We start from the raw sequence: 17453 nt of genomic DNA on the forward strand, positions 1-17453 counted from the left end.
CTGCGTGCTGTCGGCGGAAACGGATTCCGACATGCCCCCTGCCCAACGCAATGGTGTCTGTTCCGGCGCCAGGAGCGGGAGTTGGACACCGACCGTCGCACGACACGCGCGCTCCGCGGGCGTCACGGGAACAAGCCCTCGGCCCTGAACACGCACATCCCGACCGCCGTGGTCATCGCTGAAGGTCACTCTTGCCGCTGCAGGGTACGGGTATCGGTGTTGGCGCCGCAGAGGACGACACAGACCTTCTCGCCGCCGGCGGGCCGGTAGCAGTCGCGGACTGGCCCTGGCCGGCTCGACAGGTCCCTGGCGGGCGCGTGGTGGTCGGGGGCGGTGAGTGCGGCGAGTGCTGTGGCGGCTCCGTGTTCGACGGCGATACGGCGGTGGTCCCACAGCGCCTGGCGGGCGCGCACGATCTCGGCGTCAGGTACGAGGACGGAGTGGACGCGGTCCTGCTGTGCGGCGTGCAGGGCCATGGCCGAGGTGCGGCGGGCGCCGAGTGAGTCGGCGGCGACGGAGTCCACGGCGACGTCGATCGGGCGGCCTGCCTGGAGTGCGGCGTTGAGTGCGCGGCAGTCCTGTGGTTCGACGGCGACGGTGCGGATGCCGTGGTGCTGTGCAGCGGTCGCGACCCCGGCGAACAGGCCGCCGCCACCGACGGCGACGACGACGGTGTCCAGGTCGGGGATCTGCTGGTGGATTTCCTCCAGGAGGGTTCCGGCGCCCGCGGCGATGAGGGGGTGGTCGTAGGCATGGGAGGCGAGCGCGCCGGTTGTGGCGACGAATTCTTGGCAGCCGGCGAGTGCCTCGGCGTATTCGCTGCCGGTCAGGCGGACGTCGGCGCCGTAACTGCGGAGTCCGGCGATCTTCACCGCGGGAGCGGTCTCGGGAAGGAAGACGGTGGCGGGGATGCCCTGTTGCTGAGCGGCCCAGGCGCAGGCCAGGCCTGCGTTGCCGCCGGAGGCGATGGTCACTCCGGCGTCCGGGAGAGTGCCGGCGTCGCGGTGGGCCTGGAGGAAGTTCTGCGCACCGCGGGCCTTGAAGCTGCCGGTGTGCTGCATGAACTCCAGGGCCAGCCAGACCTCGCAGGGCTGTTCGGGCCGGTCGTCGAGGGGCTCACGGTGACCGGTGCGGATGGCCCCGGGGTCGAGCGGGGTCAGAGTGACAGGGCGAACGCGGCCGGCGATACGGGTGCCGGCGGCCTTGATGTCGCCGTAGGCGAGGGTGGGCACGTGTTGCTCCTACGATGGTGGGTCGGGACCAGGCGCTGGGCCGACCGGTAGCGGTCGGGCCCAGGAAGGCGTCACGCGACGCGAGCGACGATCTCACGCACTTTCATGAGGGGGCCGACGAACGTGGCGGCGTCGTGGTCGAAATGCACGGACACCCGCGAGAGGCTCTCCCCGCCGGCCCACTTCAGTGGCCTGATCGCCCACAGCATTGATTCCGGCCCCATGAATTCCAGGTGGTCACCATCGGTTTTCAGTGGCGCGTAGTGATGCTTCAGCATGTCGGCCTCGAGGCGGCTCCTGAATGCCTCTCGGTCGTCGACTTGAACGCTACGCTGCACGACACGGAGGAGCCGGACCATGATCACGAACGAGAAGACGGCATAGGACGCGCCGGTGAACAGTCCGCCTCGGAAATCATGGAATATCGCTCCGCACACCAGGCCGACCAGAACCCCGGAGACCGTGTAATAGAGCAGCAGGGCCGGGACGGTGTTGCCCCGGTCCGTCGATCGCCCGGACATACGCACTTCTCCCTTCAGGAGGTAGGGACGTGGCCGGCGACCGGCATGTGGAGGCTGTCGAGAAGCTGCTGGTGCACCGCCGCCATGGGCTTCTCCTTCTCCTGGGTGCCGATGGTCACGGTCTGGATGAAATGGTCGCCGTCGTCGATGAAACGCGCGGAGCCGATGGTGCCGTCGTCGGCCCGGAGCTGGGCATCGAGGGCGTGGCGGCCGTCAACGGTGGCCTCGTGGCTCTCCGTGCTTTTCAGTCTGCCGCTGGGCGACGAGTCCTGGTTGTAGCCGTCCAGGAAGCCGTGAAGACCCTGATCGAGGTTCTTCCGGGTACCGGGCACTTCGAAGACGGCGAAGCCGACGACCGCGTCATCGGTCTTCACCATGTAGAGGCGACCCGTCATACCGTCGGTGGGCTTGGTGAACTGGCTGACAACGGGCTTCCCTGGAAGCCGGATCGTGATGCCGCTCGGCGGGTCGGTGGTTTCCGCCCATTGTGTTGCGTCGGCGCTTCCGTGATGACGGTCGCCGTGGTGATCGGCGATCATCATCGTGACCGGCTTGGGGTGCGGCGTCGCCGCCGCGGTGAACGTGCTCCCTGGCAGGAGTACACCCGCAGAGATGACGGTGGTCGAAGCGGCGAGCAGGGCGAGACGCTGGAATCGAGAGCGACTGGTCATGAAAATTCACATCCGGTGGCGCCAGGAGGCTTGGGGAGTGGACAGAGACTGTCGATGGATACTGGGTGCGCGGTTCACGGCTGTTTGGCCGTGAAGTGCATGCGTCCATTAGGCCCGGGTGCTCACCTCGCGTCACGACACGGAATCGCGTGACAGGAGAATTCGGTACTTGACGGATGGCAGAGATGAGCAGAAAATCCGCTGCTCATGTCGCCGCGGCGGGGACATTTCCTGTGCGGTGCCGGCACCGCACGGGCTCCTTCGAGGCAGGCCGCACGGGCCGGCACCGGTTCTGCTCACCTGCATCCACTCACCCGCGCAGGCGTCGCCCGCGTTCCGGGCGAGCCGCGAGGGTGGCCAGGGGCCGGTCGGCGGAGGATGTGCTGTCCACCGCGGTGAACGGGGGCGAGGGTCGGGATGCGCGGCATGTCGCCTCCGTGAGGAGCCGGAAGCCCTACGTAGCGGTACGGTGTACCGTACGCTGACTCGCATGCCAAGGCAATCCGCTTCCCTGGACCTCGCGACCCCCGAGCGCATCGCTCAGACCGCCCTGTCGATCGTGGATCAGGACGGACCCGCAGCTCTCAGCTTCCGCAGTCTGGCCACGGCACTGGACATCTCGGTGGCCTCGCTTCAGCGCCGCTGCAACGACCTGGCCGGCCTCCTCGACCTCGCCACCGACCACCTGGCCGCCCGGCTTCCGGACATCCCGCCCGGCACCGACTGGGCCGGCGCCACCGAGCAGCGCTTCACCGCGCTGTACAAGCTGCTGACCGCCCACCCGGGCCTGCTCACCCTCCGCGGCGGCCGCCCCTGGCTCGGTCCGCAGCTGCTGAAACGGCTGGTGGAGCCCCAAGTCGCCGACTCCCTGGCAGCGGGCATGCCCCCGGAGGAAGCGATCGCCGCGTACCGGCGCATGTACCTGCTCACCCTCGGCAGTGCCAGCTTCGTCGACCACCGCGACCCCAAGGCCGTCCAGGCGTCCACCCGACAGGCACTGGCCGCACTCGACCCCGAGGAGTTCCCGGCCCTGACCGGACACCTGGCCGCGATCCTTCCCGCCGTCGTCGACCACGACATCTACTACGGCGCACTCCGCCAGCTCATCTCAGCCGCCGACCCAGCCCCGGGCTCCGCGAAGACCGCCGACCGGGATGCGGACCCGACCACAAGTGAAACGCGCAGATGAGGAGTTCTAGAAGGAGTACGGACCGAGGCGGCCCCATGCCAGGACTGCCGCGAGTGCGAACAGGACCACATTCACGGCGATCATCTGCGTCTCGCTGCGGCGGGCGTGCACGACGACGGCGCCGACCATCACCGCCGCCAGACCCAGCGCGGCCATGGGCACCAGTACCGGTGCGATGCCGAGCGCAGCGGGCAGGACCAGCCCGACCGCGGCCAGCACCTCCAAGCCTCCGACCAGCTTCACCGCCTCGGCGCTCACGTCCTCGGTCCACCCCATCCCCGAGGCGGCCAGCTTCTCCTTCGACCGGGACAGCTTCATCGCCCCGGCCGCAAGGAACGCCACCGCGAGCACGCTCGCGAGGGCCCACAACACAATGTTCATGACGCTCAACACCCTTCCATGACTTAAAGCGTTAACTGAAGACTAGGATGTCATCACTTCACGATGCAAGTCATCGGGGAGTTTGATCACTTAAGGAGTGAAGTTATACTCGCGGGCATGGAGACCCCGCAGGAGCCCCGTTGGCTGGACGACGAAGAAGATCGGGCATGGATTGCGCTCAGCAGCATGCTGATGCGACTGCCCGCGGCGCTGGACGCCCAGCTGCAACGCGACGCCGGCCTGAGCCACTTCGAGTACCAAGTGATGGCTGGGCTGTCCATGGTTCCCGACCGCACCTTGCGCATGAGCGAGCTGGCCTCGTTCGCCGAGGGCTCCCTGCCCCGCCTGTCCCAGGTCGTCGGACGGCTGGAGAAGCGCGGCTGGGTGCACCGCAGCCCCGACCCCACCGACGGCCGCTACACCGTGGCCACCCTCAACGACGAGGGCTTCGACAAGGTGGTCGCCACCGCGCCCGGTCATGTGGAGGCGGTCCGCACCTACGTCTTCGACGCCCTCACCCGAGCGCAGATCCGCCAGCTGACCACGATCGGCCACCGCATCGTCGGCGCCATCGACCCCGGTCACCCCCTGGTCAGCGGGACGGTCGACCGGCTGCGCCGCAGCAAGTGACCGCTCCGAAGGCCGGCGCGTCGGACATCGGCCTTCGCCGGGGAGGAAGAGCTCGCCATCTGCACCACGGGCCACGGCCAGTCGGTCAGCACACCGAGGCCGGCCCGTCCGTCCGATTGCTCCTGGCTCAGGGCGGGATCACGTGTGGGCATTGCTCCTCAGGCGGCTCAGTGCCCGCATGGCCTCGCGCTCGATGCGTGAAAGATCGCCGAGAATGGTGCCTGCCCGTACGAGGCACTGCGCATCGCCCGATGCACCGGCTTGTGTGATCAGTGCTGCGACTTCCGTCCACAGGACGGCTGCCTCGGCGTACAGACCGTGCCCGGTGCGCAGATGGCTGCTGTCGAGCTGCTGGGTGCATTCGGCGAGGAAGTCGCGGTAGAGGTTACGGAACAGGGCGCCGCCGGTGCCGGCCTTCTCCATCAACAGGGCAGTCTGCGGCAGGTCCCGTTGCGGGTTGTCGGTCCGCCGGAGCCATGTGCGTACCTGCTTGCCGGCCTTTTCGATGCCGCGGTGGCCGAGGTTGGCGATGGGCGGATTGAGGAAGGCATCGGCGCAGTCGGTGATGGCGGGAATGATCCGGGCCTGCGGGGAGGGCAGGTTCCTCGGAGGTGTGAGGGTGAAGGACCGGTTCCTGGCGGTCATCGGGCCGCGTGCGGCCCTGGCCTGGGCGAGGCTGGTCAGGCTGGTGGATACCGTTCCGCCTTGCTGTTCGGTGTCCACCAGGTGGGCGTCCTGGTCGTCGTAGCCGTACATGGCGACGACATGACCGCCGAAGTGCACCTTCGAGGTGAAATAGTCCAGGTAGTAGCTGTCGAGCTGCAGTCCGACGGGGTGGCCGGCGTCGATGTGAGCCACCACGTTCTCCCATGCCCTGCGCGGGGAGGTGGTCTCCTGGACCAGGAGCTCCAGCCCGAGTGTGGTGGCCAGGCTTCTGGTGAGGTCGAAAGGCTTGACCCGTCCCCCGAGGAAGGGGAAGCCCATGTTCTTGCTGTCCCAGTAGATGAAGGACAGACCGGTACCGAGACCGAAGAGCATGGGCTCGGACAGATCGAGCCCATGGTGCCGCAGCAGCACCCCCAGAGCTGTCGTCTCGCAGTGCTGCGTACCGCGGGCATCAATGTCTGTCACCGTGGCCATGCCATGTTCTCCTGGACGGGAATGATCAGCCGGGTCATCAGTTCCTCTTGCGGTGCCTCCGCCGGCCCGACGAGATAGGCCTCACGTACGGGAGCCTGCGGGCACAGCCCGCGCTCGTGAATTGCGGCGAAGAGCGCGTTGTAGGCCAGGGGAAGCTGGGCATAGGGCCCGATGTGCACGGTCTCGGCAACGGGTCCGCCGGGCAGCGCCTCAAACTCCAGGCCGGGTGGCCCTTCCCCCTGCGGCACATGCGGGATCTGCGGGGTCTGCACTCCGACGGCGATCTCCATCCGCTCCGCCAGGTCCAGCGGATACAGCCCCCACAGAGGCGGCTCCCATGCGATGTCGGCCTTGCCGAGCCCGGGCAGGAGCCGGCCTACGCACTCCTCGACCTTCTCCCCGATCTCCGCAGAGGTGCAGACCGTTCGCACCACTGCCAGCCGTCGCTCCGGCTCTCTGCCCATAGTCACCTCGTACCCGGGCAGGCCGCCCTCCGCCAGCCGCTCCAGCATCTCCAGCCGTGTCTGGTCCCTGCGGATCCGCTCGGCCAGCCGGTCCCGCTCAGCGCACAGGATCCGTGCCCTGGACTCAGGCTCGGCCGCCAACGCCCGGGCGATCACTGCCAGGGGAAGATCCATTTCGCGGAGCAGCGCGATGGTCAGGGCGTCACGTGCCTGTTCAGGTGCGTAATAGCGGTAGCCGGAGCCTGCGTCCACGCGGGCCGGAGCCAAGAGCCCCATCTCGTCGTAGTGCCGTAGCTGCTTGACGCTGAGCCGGCACCGGCGGGCGAAGCGCCCGATGGTGAGAAGTTCGTCGTCCACGCCATCATCGTGGACTCTCCCACCGTGGGAGAGTCCACCGCTGCACCCATTGCGGCCCGGACAGTTGATGTGCCGATCCTTGAGCGGGGAGGACCGGGCAACGTCCTCGCCTCGGATCTCGCGACCCTCGGCGCGGAGCTGGGGCTACACGGCACCCCAGGATTTCATTGCCTTTGGTGAGTCTGCTGTGGCAGACGAGTGTTTCTGCCCTGTTGCCCGAAGGCGCTGTTGACCAGGCTGCGGGTGCCGTTGGCGGCGGGGCTCGGTCAGTTGCCTTCCCCGTAGGTCATGAACCAGTGGGTGTCGAAATAACCGGCCATCGTGAACCGGTGGTGCGGGTCGACGAGGATGCGGCAGACGAACTCCGCGGCTTGGCAGTCGAAGGGGACGTCTTTGTTGTCGAAGGACCGGACCACGACGGGCCAACGGTCGGGGTCGTCGCCGTCGGCCCTCCAGCAGTACAGGTCCTCGTGCTCAGTGCCCGCCCAGATCAGCAGTCCGTCCTCTTCGAGATCCGTCCACGGCTCCTGGTTCAGGTCCAGGTATCCGTCGAAGGCGCCCTTGCCGAACGTCTCGACCATGCGCTTGTAGTCGCTCGGCAGCGCGGTGCCCAGGCGCGACTCCATCTCCGCCCAGTCCATGTCCGGCCGCTGGGCGGGCTGTGTCCAGCCGGTGATCCGTCTGAGCCGCTCCATCCAGTCGACGTCCTCGTCCTCGTCCGGAACGATCGCCAAAGGTTCCGGCATCTTCCTGTGAGCGACCACCAACACCGTCCGCTCGACCCCCTCGGCGTCGCGCGCCGTACCCGTGCCGACCCACTGATCCCCGTACGCCCACGCCCGTATCTTCACGACCCTGTCCTCGAAGGGGACGAGGAGAGCCGCGCCCCTGGAATCGTCGACCGTCGGATCGGTGAAGCCGTCGAGGACGAGGGTGCGCGGGGCGCCGTACCTGTCGCTGAGCAGGTCGGTCAGGTCCTGTGGGTCCAGGTCGCTGGGCAGGTACATGTAGTCATTCCCCGGGCCGAGTTGGGCCAGGAGGTCGTTGACGGTCGCTTGCGTGAGCTTCATGGCGGACAGTGAAGCGCACCGCACTGACACTGGGCGTACGACGACCAGGCCATTGCTGCGGTCGCGGCGTCCTGTGCGGCACCGGTACCTGTTCGGCCGCAGGAGGCACATGTCCGCGTACTGGTCGGCGGTGACCCCAATCCAAAGTGATGTGCTATTAATCCCTCGGATTACACGGCAGGGGGCCACGGCAGTGACGTCTTTCGAAGGTCATCTCAGGGGTCGTGCGGCTGAGGCGACGGTCCTGTCGCGATCGGCGGAGTCCGCGTTCGCGGGCGAGGGGAACGCCGTGTTCATCGTGGGCGAGGCCGGGCTGGGGAAGACGGCGTTACTCGAACAGGCCGGGGCGGCCACGGAGACCCTGGGAATCCGGGTGCTGTACGGGAGCGCCCGGAGTCTGGAACAGTCATGCCCGTTCGCCCTGATCTCACGCTGCCTGCGGCTGGAGGAGGCTCCCGACGACGCCCTGCGGGCCCGGGCCGCCGAGGTGTTGCGTGGCGATGCCCGCTACGGTCTGCCCGGCGTCACGAGCGAGGCGGCCGGCGTGTATGCCGCGACGACCGAAGCGTTGCTCGGGCTGGTCGACGAGCTGTGCGCCCAAGGGCCGCTGGCGCTGTTCCTCGACGACCTGCAATGGGCGGACTCGGCCAGCCTGGCCGTGCTGCGGAAGCTGGTGCTTTCAGCGCCTCAACTGCCGCTGCTGGTCGTGGGTGCCCACCGCCCCGATCCTGGAGCCGCCGAAGCGGACCGGCTGTCCCAAAGCCTCGTCTCCCGGCACCGTACCCGGCTGGAGCTGACACCCCTCGACGAACAGGCCGTGTCGGCGCTGCTTGCGGACCTGTGCGGGCGGGAGGCCGGACCTCGGCTGCTGCGCATGGCGGAAGGAGCCGCGGGCAACCCGCTCTACATCACGGAGCTGGTCGCCGCGCTCGAGCGCGAAGGGGCCATCGAGACCCGCGGGGCCCTTGCGGACACGGCCGCCGGCTGCTCGCTTCCGCCGCTGACGGCGCTGGTGGCGCACCGGCTGCGCCATGTACGTGACGACGTGTTGCAGGTCCTGCGCGTTGCCTCCGTGCTCGGCACGGGTTGCACCACCGCCGAACTCGCCGCCGTCGTCGGCCTTCCGATGCCGGACCTGCTGGCTGTCCTGGAGGAGGCCGAAGCCTCCGGAGCCCTGCGCGACTCCGGCCAGGGCTTGCACTTCCCTCATGAGCTCCTCCGGCGCGCCCTGTACGACGCCGCTCCCGGCACGGTCCGGGCGATGCTGCACATGAGGGCGGCACGATGTCTCTCGGAGGCCGGTGCCGCGCCCGAACGCGTTGCCGAGCACCTGCTCCACGGGCCACCCAGCCCGGAATTCCTGACCGGCTGGCTGACGGAATCCGCGCCACGACTCACTGCGAGGGCGCCGGATCTGGCGCTGCAGCTGCTCACCACGGCACTCGAACTCATCGACCCCTCGGACGCCCGGTCCGGCCATCTCCGCCTGTACCACGCCCTCGCGCTGCTGTCCTGCGGCCGTCTCGCGGAGGCGGAGGAGAGCGCCCGGTGCACGCTGGCCGGCGCGTCCGCCCCCGGGCTCGACGAACTGCTGCGCTGGGTCATCATCCAGTCCGCGTTCGCTCGCGGGCGGCCGGACCGTGCACTGGCAGAGGCACGAGCCGGATACAGGAACGCAGACACTTCGGCGATCGAAGTCGTGCGGCTGCAGGCGTTCAGCGCGGTGTGCCTCTTCGCGCTGGGCGACCTCGCCCAAGCCGGCTCGGTCGCCTCGCGCGCCCGACGCGCCGCGGACGAAGCCGGGGACGGCTCCGCCCTCGCCCACGCCCTGCACGTCCTGGCGGCGAAGCGTTTCCTGGAGACGCCCGACGCCGAGGCGGTCGAACTGGCCCGGCAGGCGTCGCGCGTCACTCCTGACGCGATGCATCCGGCTCAGTGGATCGGATTGCAGCTCTCGCTGGTCAACTGCTACGCCGATCTCGATCTCGGCCAGGACGCCCAACGGAGCCTCTCCGCGGTCCGGGGGCCGGCGGAGCGGATCGGCGGAGTGTTCCTGCCCTGGTACCACCTGTCCTGCGCGCTCGCCGCCTTCCACGCCGGCCGCTGGGACGATGCGCTGGCGGAGGTCGAAGCAGGTCTCGGCTGCGGAGAGCAGGCGGCCATGAGCCGGTCGCTGCGAGCGGTCGCTTCATTGATCGCGGTGCACAGGGGCCGACTGAACGATGCCGAAGCACACCTGAACGCAGCCTCGTCGGCACCGGGCGACGAGACGATCGCGGCCTTCTACGAGTATCTGCCGTTGTGCGCGGCTGCCCTGCTCGACGAAGCGCGCGGTGACACCCGGAGCGCTCACGACCGGCGCGCCGAGGCCTTCGACCAGGGCGTCGGCCATCTGCCGGGGCGGTTGATCCTCTGCTTTCTGGCACCCGATCTGGTGCGCCTCGCCCTGGCCCGGGGAGAGCGCGCGAACGCCCTGCGGTACGCCTCCGCCGCGCAGCAGCGGGCCGAGCACAGCCGCGGGCCGTACCACCTCGCAGACGCCTACCGCTGTCAAGGTCTGCTGTCCGACGATCCCGAGCTGCTCCTGGAGGCGGCCCGCTGCTACCAGGACGCCCCACGGCCGCTCAACGCGGCGTACTGCCGTGTCGACGCCGCGGAATTGCTGGCCCGTGGCGGGCGCCTGGACGACGCACGGGCGCAGCTCGATCAGGCACTGGACGTCTTCACGCAGCTGGGCGCGGTGTGGGAGGTGGCTCGGGCGACCGCACGTCTGCGGGCCGTCTCCGTCCGCCGTGGTCCCCGCGGGGCACGAAGCGGCGTCCGCCAGGGCTGGGATGCTCTCACACACACCGAGTACCTGGTCGCGGAGCACGTGGCCGACGGCTGTTCCAATCCCGAGATCGCGGCCCGTCTGTCCATCGCACGCAGCACCGTCAGCACCCATGTGTCCAGCATTCTCAGAAAGCTGGCGATGACCTCGCGGGTCGAACTCGCCGCGGAGGTGATCCGGCGACGCAGGTCGGGAGGACAGTGACCTCCGCGGCACAGGGGTCCGGTCGCGCTCGGCGGGTGCACGCTTCATCGGCGTTCAGCACGCGACCGGCACCCGGATCATCGCTTCGCAGACGCATCGCCGATGGGGACGCGGGCCGGATCGTGCGTGTTCCCCGGCTCCGGACACGGCGCCGGGGAACGGCTGACGGCCTGCCGTCAGTTCACCTGGTGGTGGTTCTCCACGACGGTCACCGGTTGTCGGCGCACTCCTTGGCGGTGCTGTCGCTCGTGCACAGCACCAGATCGCTGCTGCGGTCGTCGGTGCCGTCGACGGCGGGGACGGTCGCGGTGCCGTCGCCGGACCAGGTCTTCCCGAGGTCGTTGGTGAACGTCCATCTGCCCGTCACCGTCTTCATCAGCTGCCCCCGCATGGCCCAGCTGTAGCTGCCCGGCTTGACGGATATGGTGTTGGCGTCGCTCACGGTGTTGGTCTGGGTCCATGCGTGGTCGTAGTGGGCGTTGATCGCGGTACTGACCTTGGCCGTGACGACCTCGATGTTGACACCGACCTCGCTCGTGACGGTGATGGAGCCTCCCACCGAATTGGTCTCCGACGTGGTCTGCGTCCATGTGATGGTGCGGTCCGCGGGGTCGGTCGTGTTGTTCCACACGTTGGAGCTGACGCGCTTCAGGTTCCCCACGGATGCGGTGCTGTCGCCGGTGACCGCGTAGTCGCAGGACTTGATGACACTGGAGTTGTTGCTGCACTGCTTGAGTGCGTACGCGGTGGCCAGGTCGGCGAGGGTGGGGCCGGTGGCCCCCGGGGACGGCGTCGGCCCGATGGTCCACTCCTGGTTGGCGCTGCCGTGGCAGTCGTACAGGCCCACGACCGTGCCGTCGCCCGCCCCGCCGAAGACGTCCATGCACTTGTCGGTCTTCACGTTCCGGATCATGTAGTAACCCCCTGAAGCGTCCGAGGGCTGGAGGTACCAGTTCTGCTTGCTGTTCGTCGCGTCGCAGTACTGGGGCTCGACAAGGTGGTTGTTGTCGGTGTTGAAGTCGATGCACTTCTGCGTCTTGTCGTTGCGGATCAGGAAGCTCCCGTCGCCGTTGGGCACGAAGCTCCAGTTCGCCATCGGCCTCTTGTTGACGACGATTTCCGTCCCGTAGTCCGCCGAATCCTTGGCGAGGTCCAGCGAGGGTGCCAGGCCGTCGTCCGCCGTCAGGCGCGGGGACAGCGACAGTCCCGCCGTCGTGGACGTGTCCGCGAGGGCCGTCCCGGTCGTGAGCGGGGACACCGCGGCGGCCAGCGCGGTGACCGCAACCGTGACGAGTGCGGCTGTCGCGCGCCGTCCCTGGCCGTGGGGGGTTGACTCGGTGCTCATGGTCTTCCGTTCTCCTTCGGCAACTCTTGCCTGCCGGACCGGCTGCGCGATCCGACCCCGTACCGCAGCGGTGTTCTGTACGCAGGAGGCCAACGCCCGTTCCCTGCGGCGCAGTTCGCTGCGGGAGTGCCAAGGTAGGGGCGCCTCCCGCGGCGCTACATCCGTCAACTGAAGGAGGAATTGGTAGCGCACCGGTACGGCCGTGACGCCGGACCAGCGCGGGGATCCCGCCGGAGCCTGCGCAGCGGGCCGGTCCGTGGTGCCGAGCGGAGGCGCAACACCCGGAGCAGTACCCGGCCGAGCACACCGGATGCGCGCCCGGGCCTCGACTTCGTCCGGGAGCGGGCCACTGACTGGAATAGCACATTCCGGCCAAGCTTGGTGATCATTTGGCCAGTGAACCCTGGCTTCGCGCCAGGCAGCCGCCTTACGTTCTTGCCATCGCACTCATCGGACCAACTCAGGGGGAAGCATGTCCGCTCAGGACGCCACGAACATCCAGCATGTGCAGCACGCACAGGACACACCAGCAGTCGGCACCGATCAGCAGCCGGCGCCGCCGGCCCGTTCGGGGAGAGCCGCCGCGGTCGGCTGGATCCTCACCATCGGCCTCAACGTCGTCGCTCCGATCCTCACGTACAACACACTCCGCGACCACGGCTGGAGCGAGTTCGCCGCACTCCTCGCGGGTGGCGCCTGGCCCGTCCTCGACAGCGCCGTCCACCTTGCGTGGCGCCGCAAGCTCGACGAATTCGCCGTCGTCACCCTGGTGTTCCTGGTGATCACAGCCGTGGTGTCCCTCGTCGGCGCGCACACGGCCCGCACTCTGCTCATCAAGGACTCTGCCATCACGGGGCTGTTCGGGCTGCTGTGCCTGGCATCGCTGCTGGCGCCGCGTCCGCTGATGTTCTACTTCGGCCGCAAGTTCGCGACCGACGGCACTCCGGCGAGCACGGCCTGGTGGAACGGGCTGTGGCAGTTCGAGGGCTTCCGCAAGACCATCTTCACGATGACGACCGTCTGGGGCGTGGCCTACTGCCTCGAGGCCGTGGTCCGGGTGGCGCTGGCGTACACGCTCAGCGCGGACGTCATGGCGAATCTGAGCACAGTCCTGATCTACGGGGTCCTCGGCGCCCTCGTCCTGTGGACCACGCTGTACGGCAAGCGGTCACGGCGGAGGGGCGAGGAACGCGCCGCCAGGGCCGCTGCCCAAGCCTGACCCGACCGACGGCGGTCAGGGCAGGGCAGGGCGTGCTGCGGCACGCGGTCTGCCCGGTCACCGCGGTGCTGGACTCCATGTCGCCGGGCTCGTTGCAGGCCGGCAGCGCCCAGGCATTGCGGAGGGCAGCGAGCTTCGCGAAGAGCCACCCGCCGACCCATCACACCACCGGGTTCCGGCAGCGGCCCCGCCCCCGACCGGGACGGGGCCGCACCACTTCCCGTCCATCTCTGCCCGGTGTCCTTCGCGCTGTGGCGGGCAGGGTGGACGCGGGTCACGGCTGCTGGCGGAGCCCGATGACGTTGCCGTCAGCGTCCTTGACGGAGGCGACCAGCAGGCCGCCGCCGACGTCGTGCGGCTCTTCGTGAGCCTCGGCACCGGCGGCGAGGAGGGCCTGGTGGGCGGCAGCGATGTCCGGCACGTCACGGAAGCAGACCGGGCCGGTGACGCCGCGATCCTGGCCTGCGGGGACGAGGCCGATCTGCTGGCCGTCGATGTCGAAGCCGACGTAGTACGGCGAGTCCGTCGACGGTTCGACACCGAGGAACGTGCCGAAGAGCGCCTTGGCCCGGGCGAGGTCCTTGACCTGGTAGATGATCACGGTGATGCCACTGCTCATGGCGTGGGTACTCCTGCGTCTCGGGGAGGTGTCGCAGCGGTCCTGCGGAATCCGCCGGTGATCACACGGTAGGCGGGGGCGGGGGCGGCCGCGTCTCCGAAACCGACCGATCGGCCGGTGCGGGCGGCCGCGCCGCGCTCACCGCCGCTCGCACGGATCCCACGCGCCCAAAGCCGCCGGCTCCCTTCCAGCCAGCCGCTTTGCCTACAGGACGCAACTCGCACCGGCTGTCGAACGGAGCCCACGAAGCATCCCTGCCGTCACACTTCCGAGTCGCGTCCGTACGAGAAGCCGCCGACTGGGCCCGGCGTGCTCACTCGGTTGCCCGTTCGTGTCAGCGGAACGCCGGCAGCCGGGCGTGGTGGGGTGATGCAGGCGGCGAGGACCGGGGTCGATCGGATGCTTCCGTGGGAACCCGCTGTCGGTCCCCGGGTCCGGGCACGGGTGGTGCCACCAGTGGGACCGGAAGCCGACTCCGGTCGCGGCTGGGTCCGACGTGGCAAGCCCCGGCAGGCGGAGAGGTCACTGACCCGCGAAGTGGGGCCGCTTTCGTCGTCGAGGGCACGGAATCCCTGCCCCTGACGCTTTGGCGTGTCCAGGAGCGGAACGGAAAGGGGCGGGCCGGGGAGCCGGGCAGTGCCCTGCGCCCCGGGGTGAAGCTCATTGGGCTGCCGCACGGCTCATCACTCGGCCGGCATCACCTTCTTCACCCTGCCCTGGGTGTCGGCCTCCAAGTAGCCGCTCTCGTTGTATTCGTTGCTCAGATAGACCGCCATGCCCGCGGGAGTGCCGAAGATGTTGTTCGGCTGCCGCACCGTCAGGTAGCGGCTTGTCGGCTTCTCGACCTTCAGCTCCTTCTCCGCCCGGGCGAGCAACGTCGGCACGGCGTCCCATCGGAAGTTCTTCACGCTCACCGGCTCGTCACCACCGGTGAGCGTGCCTTTGATGATGCCCTTCTCCGCTGCGCCGCCGGGACGGTACATGTAGCTGACGTGCCGGGTCTGGCTGCCGGGCACCATCATGTCGGCCGATGCGTGGTCCGGATAGATGGTCAAGTCACCGAAGCGATCGCTTCCCGATGCATCTTCGAAAGCCTTGATCACGATCCGTATGCCCTTGGGGGTGAGCAGGTCGGTGGTTGCGGCTTTCGCAGGTGTTTTCGTCGAGCCCTTGTCGCTCGAGTCGTCGTGTTGTGCCGGTGTCCGTGTCTGCCTGACCGTTCCGGAGGAACCCGCCGAGTCCTTGGCGCCGGTACCGGGCAGAGCGGCCCAGGCCAGCCCTCCCGCCAGGACAGCACCCACTGCGATGGAGGCGACGGCGATGCGGCGTGTCCCCTGGATGCGAGCCGGAGGCACTGCAACCGCCGTCGTCGGTGGTGGGGGAAAGGGTACGGCGTCGTGTGGTGGTGCCAGTGGGTAGGAGGTCGGCTGTTGCATGCCGGGAACGGCGTCCTGCGGCGGTGCCGACGGGTACGACGTCGTCCTGTCGCCTGCCTCTGCCACAGCTGCCAGCATCCGGTCGACGGTCTCCGGGCTCGGCCGTGCAGAGGGATCCCGTACCAGCACGGCCTCCAGTACGGGGGTCAGGGCCCCGGCCTTCACGGGCGGCGGTACCTGCTCCTGGAGTACGGCGGCCAGCGTGGCCAGCGTCGTTCCCCGGCGCAGCGGATGATGGCCCTCGACGGCCACGTACAGCATCATCGCCAGCGACCACAGATCGGCCGCGGGTCCGCCGAGGTCGCCCGAGACACGCTCCGGGGCCATGTAGTCGGGCGTGCCGATGATCGACCCGGTGGCGGTCAGGGCGGTGGCCTCTCGGATCGCCGCGATGCCGAAGTCCGTGAGCACGGGGCGACCGTCGGTGCGGAGCAGGACGTTGGCGGGTTTCACGTCACGGTGCTGCACGCCTGCGTCGTGGGCGGCGCGCAGGGCGTCGAGTACGCCTCTGCCGATGCGGGCGGCCTCGGCGGGGGTCATCGGCCCCCGGTCCAGTCGATCGGCGAGCGATCCGCCCTCGACCATTTCCATGACGATCCAGGGATACGTGCCCTCGCCGCCGTCGACGATGTGATGAATGGTCACGACGTTGGGGTGCTGGACCCTGGCGAGAGCACGGGCCTCGCGCAGAACCCGCTCACGCAGCATCCCTGCCGTGCCGGGGTCGTACTCGGCGAGGTCCGGGTCGGACGGCCGGACCTCCTTGACAGCCACGTTGCGGTGCAGCAGGAGGTCGCTGGCACGCCACACCGTGCCCATGCCACCACCACCGAGCCTGGTCTCGAGCTCGAAGCGCCCGTCGATGACGCGTCTGCCACTCTCCTTGTTGTTCATGGCGAGGAGCTTAAGTGACGCGGTGAAGTGCCGGATCACGAAGGCGAGCAGTGAGCTGAGCACCCGGACGTGGCCTCCCCTTCAGGGGCTCGGCGTCGATGAAGAACACCGGCCCCGCAGGGCCGACACTGCATCGGAGAGAGGTGCCGACTGCCACCCCGTACGGCCCGGGCACCGCAGTGTCCGGGACCCACGCCGGTGCAGCACGATCCGCGAGGAACATCGGCGCGGTCCGCGCGAGCGGCGGGTGCGCAGTGCGCCGGGTTCACACGTGCACTCGCGGTCCTACTCGGAGAACGCGTACGTCCGGACGGGGTCGAGGTGCAGCTCGTAGGGCCCGAAGCAGTCGGCTGCGAGGGTCGCGACAGGAGCGCCGCAGGGACAGGCTCGGTTGAGTCCTTCGTTGCCGGTGGGGCCGCAGCACCCGTTGCTGTTCTTCCAGTTGGGGAGGGGCCGAAGATCGGGTGCGTCGTCGGGATGCACCAGCACGGTGCCCCGGCTGCCTGCCGAGATGACGAAGCCCTGGTCACGACAGACCAGAGGCCCGCGCAGCTGAGCGGGCTTCGGGTTCTCCTGATCGTCTTGAACGACAAAGGGAGGTCCCCAGGGCTCGGGGTCGATCGCGTAGTGGCCCTGCGCCATGGTGGAAGGAGCCCGGCGGGTCTCCTCGTCCCTGTCGTGCTCGCCGTGCGGGGCGTCGGGGACAGTGGCGAGTTCGGTCAGTTCCGGTGTGATCGCGATGCCGCACTTGGAACAGAGGAAGAGGGTCATTTTGTCTTTGTAATGCTCAGGGCTGTTGTTTCGCACCCTCGTTTCACTTCCTCGGGCCGACGCGAAGCCTCGCAACCGATTGGCGGCGCCCGGGCGCCGCCATGCAAGGGCAGGCCCGCCCTGCCGGAGCGGTAGGGCGGGACCAGTGGACGCAGGTTCGGTTGATGTTGAAGATCAAGCTCAGTCTGTGCAGATGGTGCCGGGGGCGGGCAGCGCGCGGGTGGTCAGGCGTCACCGGACCGACCGGGCTACAAGGCGCCACAGGACCACAAGGCCGGACCGGCCCCCCCCGGCCCCCAAAGCACCGCCGGCACCACACACATCACCCCCTCGTTCGGAACCACCACGACACTGGCCGACGGGCGGCCCGGCGGGCTGGCCGACAGGCGGCCCGGCGGGCTGGCCGACAGGCGGCCCGGCGGGCTGGCCGACAGGCGGCCCGGCGGGCTGGCCGACAGGCGGCCCGGCGGGCTGGCCGAC

15 protein-coding genes are annotated in these 17453 nt (G+C 69.0%); 4 read left to right on the forward strand and 11 right to left on the reverse strand.

Annotated features, from left to right (window positions below; all coding sequences use genetic code 11):
• Positions 1–185: 185 nt before the first annotated feature.
• From ACWCP6_RS33470 to ACWCP6_RS33480, 3 genes are all read right to left on the reverse strand, one after another.
• A complete protein-coding gene (locus ACWCP6_RS33470) occupies positions 186–1232 on the reverse strand; it encodes a threonine/serine dehydratase (RefSeq protein WP_450936383.1) in 1047 nt (348 codons plus the stop codon).
• 71 nt (positions 1233–1303) lie between these two features.
• Positions 1304–1753 carry a hypothetical protein gene (locus ACWCP6_RS33475; protein WP_450936384.1) on the reverse strand — a complete coding sequence of 150 codons (450 nt, stop codon included), beginning with the start codon at positions 1751–1753 and terminating at the stop codon, positions 1304–1306.
• Between the two features lie 14 nt (positions 1754–1767).
• Positions 1768–2424 (reverse strand): hypothetical protein, encoded by a 657-nt coding sequence (locus ACWCP6_RS33480; protein ID WP_450936385.1) that lies wholly within the window; start codon positions 2422–2424, stop codon positions 1768–1770.
• A gap of 490 nt (positions 2425–2914) precedes the next feature.
• Between ACWCP6_RS33480 and ACWCP6_RS33485 the strand changes: the two genes are divergently transcribed.
• Positions 2915–3613, forward strand: a complete 699-nt coding sequence (locus ACWCP6_RS33485) for a TetR/AcrR family transcriptional regulator (protein WP_450936386.1) — start codon at positions 2915–2917, stop codon at positions 3611–3613.
• Between the two features lie 6 nt (positions 3614–3619).
• Here the strand turns inward: ACWCP6_RS33485 and ACWCP6_RS33490 are convergent, their stop codons facing one another.
• Positions 3620–3994 (reverse strand): DoxX family protein, encoded by a 375-nt coding sequence (locus tag ACWCP6_RS33490; RefSeq protein ID WP_450936387.1) that lies wholly within the window; start codon positions 3992–3994, stop codon positions 3620–3622.
• A 117-nt stretch (positions 3995–4111) separates the two neighbouring features.
• Between ACWCP6_RS33490 and ACWCP6_RS33495 the strand changes: the two genes are divergently transcribed.
• Positions 4112–4624, forward strand: a complete 513-nt coding sequence (locus tag ACWCP6_RS33495) for a MarR family winged helix-turn-helix transcriptional regulator (RefSeq protein ID WP_450936388.1) — start codon at positions 4112–4114, stop codon at positions 4622–4624.
• A gap of 138 nt (positions 4625–4762) precedes the next feature.
• Here ACWCP6_RS33495 and ACWCP6_RS33500 read toward each other — a convergent pair whose 3' ends face one another.
• The 3 genes from ACWCP6_RS33500 to ACWCP6_RS33510 form a co-directional block, all read right to left on the reverse strand.
• A complete protein-coding gene (locus ACWCP6_RS33500) occupies positions 4763–5764 on the reverse strand; it encodes a BtrH N-terminal domain-containing protein (RefSeq protein ID WP_450936389.1) in 1002 nt (333 codons plus the stop codon).
• Positions 5752–6585 carry a MerR family transcriptional regulator gene (locus ACWCP6_RS33505; RefSeq protein WP_450936390.1) on the reverse strand — a complete coding sequence of 278 codons (834 nt, stop codon included), beginning with the start codon at positions 6583–6585 and terminating at the stop codon, positions 5752–5754. Before ACWCP6_RS33505 ends, ACWCP6_RS33500 begins: the two co-directional genes overlap by 13 nt.
• A gap of 266 nt (positions 6586–6851) precedes the next feature.
• Positions 6852–7655, reverse strand: coding sequence for a hypothetical protein (locus ACWCP6_RS33510; RefSeq protein WP_450936391.1), 804 nt, complete (start codon positions 7653–7655; stop codon positions 6852–6854).
• 193 nt (positions 7656–7848) lie between these two features.
• On the opposite strand from ACWCP6_RS33510, the gene ACWCP6_RS33515 reads away from it, so the two are divergent.
• Positions 7849–10689 carry an AAA family ATPase gene (locus ACWCP6_RS33515; RefSeq protein ID WP_450936392.1) on the forward strand — a complete coding sequence of 947 codons (2841 nt, stop codon included), beginning with the start codon at positions 7849–7851 and terminating at the stop codon, positions 10687–10689.
• A 208-nt stretch (positions 10690–10897) separates the two neighbouring features.
• Here ACWCP6_RS33515 and ACWCP6_RS33520 read toward each other — a convergent pair whose 3' ends face one another.
• The gene (locus tag ACWCP6_RS33520) at positions 10898–12034 is read right to left on the reverse strand and encodes an RICIN domain-containing protein (RefSeq protein ID WP_450936393.1); all 1137 of its coding nucleotides are present in this window, start codon (positions 12032–12034) and stop codon (positions 10898–10900) included.
• Positions 12035–12506: 472 nt separating this feature from the next.
• On the opposite strand from ACWCP6_RS33520, the gene ACWCP6_RS33525 reads away from it, so the two are divergent.
• A complete protein-coding gene (locus ACWCP6_RS33525) occupies positions 12507–13253 on the forward strand; it encodes a VC0807 family protein (protein ID WP_450936394.1) in 747 nt (248 codons plus the stop codon).
• Between the two features lie 274 nt (positions 13254–13527).
• Here ACWCP6_RS33525 and ACWCP6_RS33530 read toward each other — a convergent pair whose 3' ends face one another.
• From ACWCP6_RS33530 to ACWCP6_RS33540, 3 genes are all read right to left on the reverse strand, one after another.
• On the reverse strand, positions 13528–13872 hold the full coding sequence (locus ACWCP6_RS33530) for a VOC family protein (protein ID WP_450936395.1): 345 nt from the start codon (positions 13870–13872) through the stop codon (positions 13528–13530).
• A 683-nt stretch (positions 13873–14555) separates the two neighbouring features.
• Positions 14556–16202 carry a protein kinase domain-containing protein gene (locus ACWCP6_RS33535; protein ID WP_450936398.1) on the reverse strand — a complete coding sequence of 549 codons (1647 nt, stop codon included), beginning with the start codon at positions 16200–16202 and terminating at the stop codon, positions 14556–14558.
• A gap of 285 nt (positions 16203–16487) precedes the next feature.
• Entirely contained in the window at positions 16488–16973 is a 486-nt protein-coding gene (locus tag ACWCP6_RS33540; protein ID WP_450936396.1) for a hypothetical protein, read from the reverse strand.
• Between the last annotated feature and the right edge of the window lie 480 nt (positions 16974–17453).

This window comes from Streptomyces sp. NPDC002004 (assembly GCF_053593975.1).

Bases quoted from the DNA above. Each gene is read 5' to 3' on its own strand.
- ACWCP6_RS33475 (WP_450936384.1), bottom strand. From the start codon at position 1,753: ATGTCCGGGCGATCGACGGACCGGGGCAACACCGTCCCGGCCCTGCTG.
- ACWCP6_RS33480 (WP_450936385.1), bottom strand. From the start codon at position 2,424: ATGACCAGTCGCTCTCGATTCCAGCGTCTCGCCCTGCTCGCCGCTTCG.
- ACWCP6_RS33485 (WP_450936386.1), top strand. From the start codon at position 2,915: ATGCCAAGGCAATCCGCTTCCCTGGACCTCGCGACCCCCGAGCGCATC.
- ACWCP6_RS33490 (WP_450936387.1), bottom strand. From the start codon at position 3,994: ATGAACATTGTGTTGTGGGCCCTCGCGAGCGTGCTCGCGGTGGCGTTC.
- ACWCP6_RS33495 (WP_450936388.1), top strand. From the start codon at position 4,112: ATGGAGACCCCGCAGGAGCCCCGTTGGCTGGACGACGAAGAAGATCGG.
- ACWCP6_RS33500 (WP_450936389.1), bottom strand. From the start codon at position 5,764: ATGGCCACGGTGACAGACATTGATGCCCGCGGTACGCAGCACTGCGAG.
- ACWCP6_RS33510 (WP_450936391.1), bottom strand. From the start codon at position 7,655: ATGAAGCTCACGCAAGCGACCGTCAACGACCTCCTGGCCCAACTCGGC.
- ACWCP6_RS33520 (WP_450936393.1), bottom strand. From the start codon at position 12,034: ATGAGCACCGAGTCAACCCCCCACGGCCAGGGACGGCGCGCGACAGCC.
- ACWCP6_RS33525 (WP_450936394.1), top strand. From the start codon at position 12,507: ATGTCCGCTCAGGACGCCACGAACATCCAGCATGTGCAGCACGCACAG.
- ACWCP6_RS33530 (WP_450936395.1), bottom strand. From the start codon at position 13,872: ATGAGCAGTGGCATCACCGTGATCATCTACCAGGTCAAGGACCTCGCC.
- ACWCP6_RS33535 (WP_450936398.1), bottom strand. From the start codon at position 16,202: ATGAACAACAAGGAGAGTGGCAGACGCGTCATCGACGGGCGCTTCGAG.
- ACWCP6_RS33540 (WP_450936396.1), bottom strand. From the start codon at position 16,973: ATGACCCTCTTCCTCTGTTCCAAGTGCGGCATCGCGATCACACCGGAA.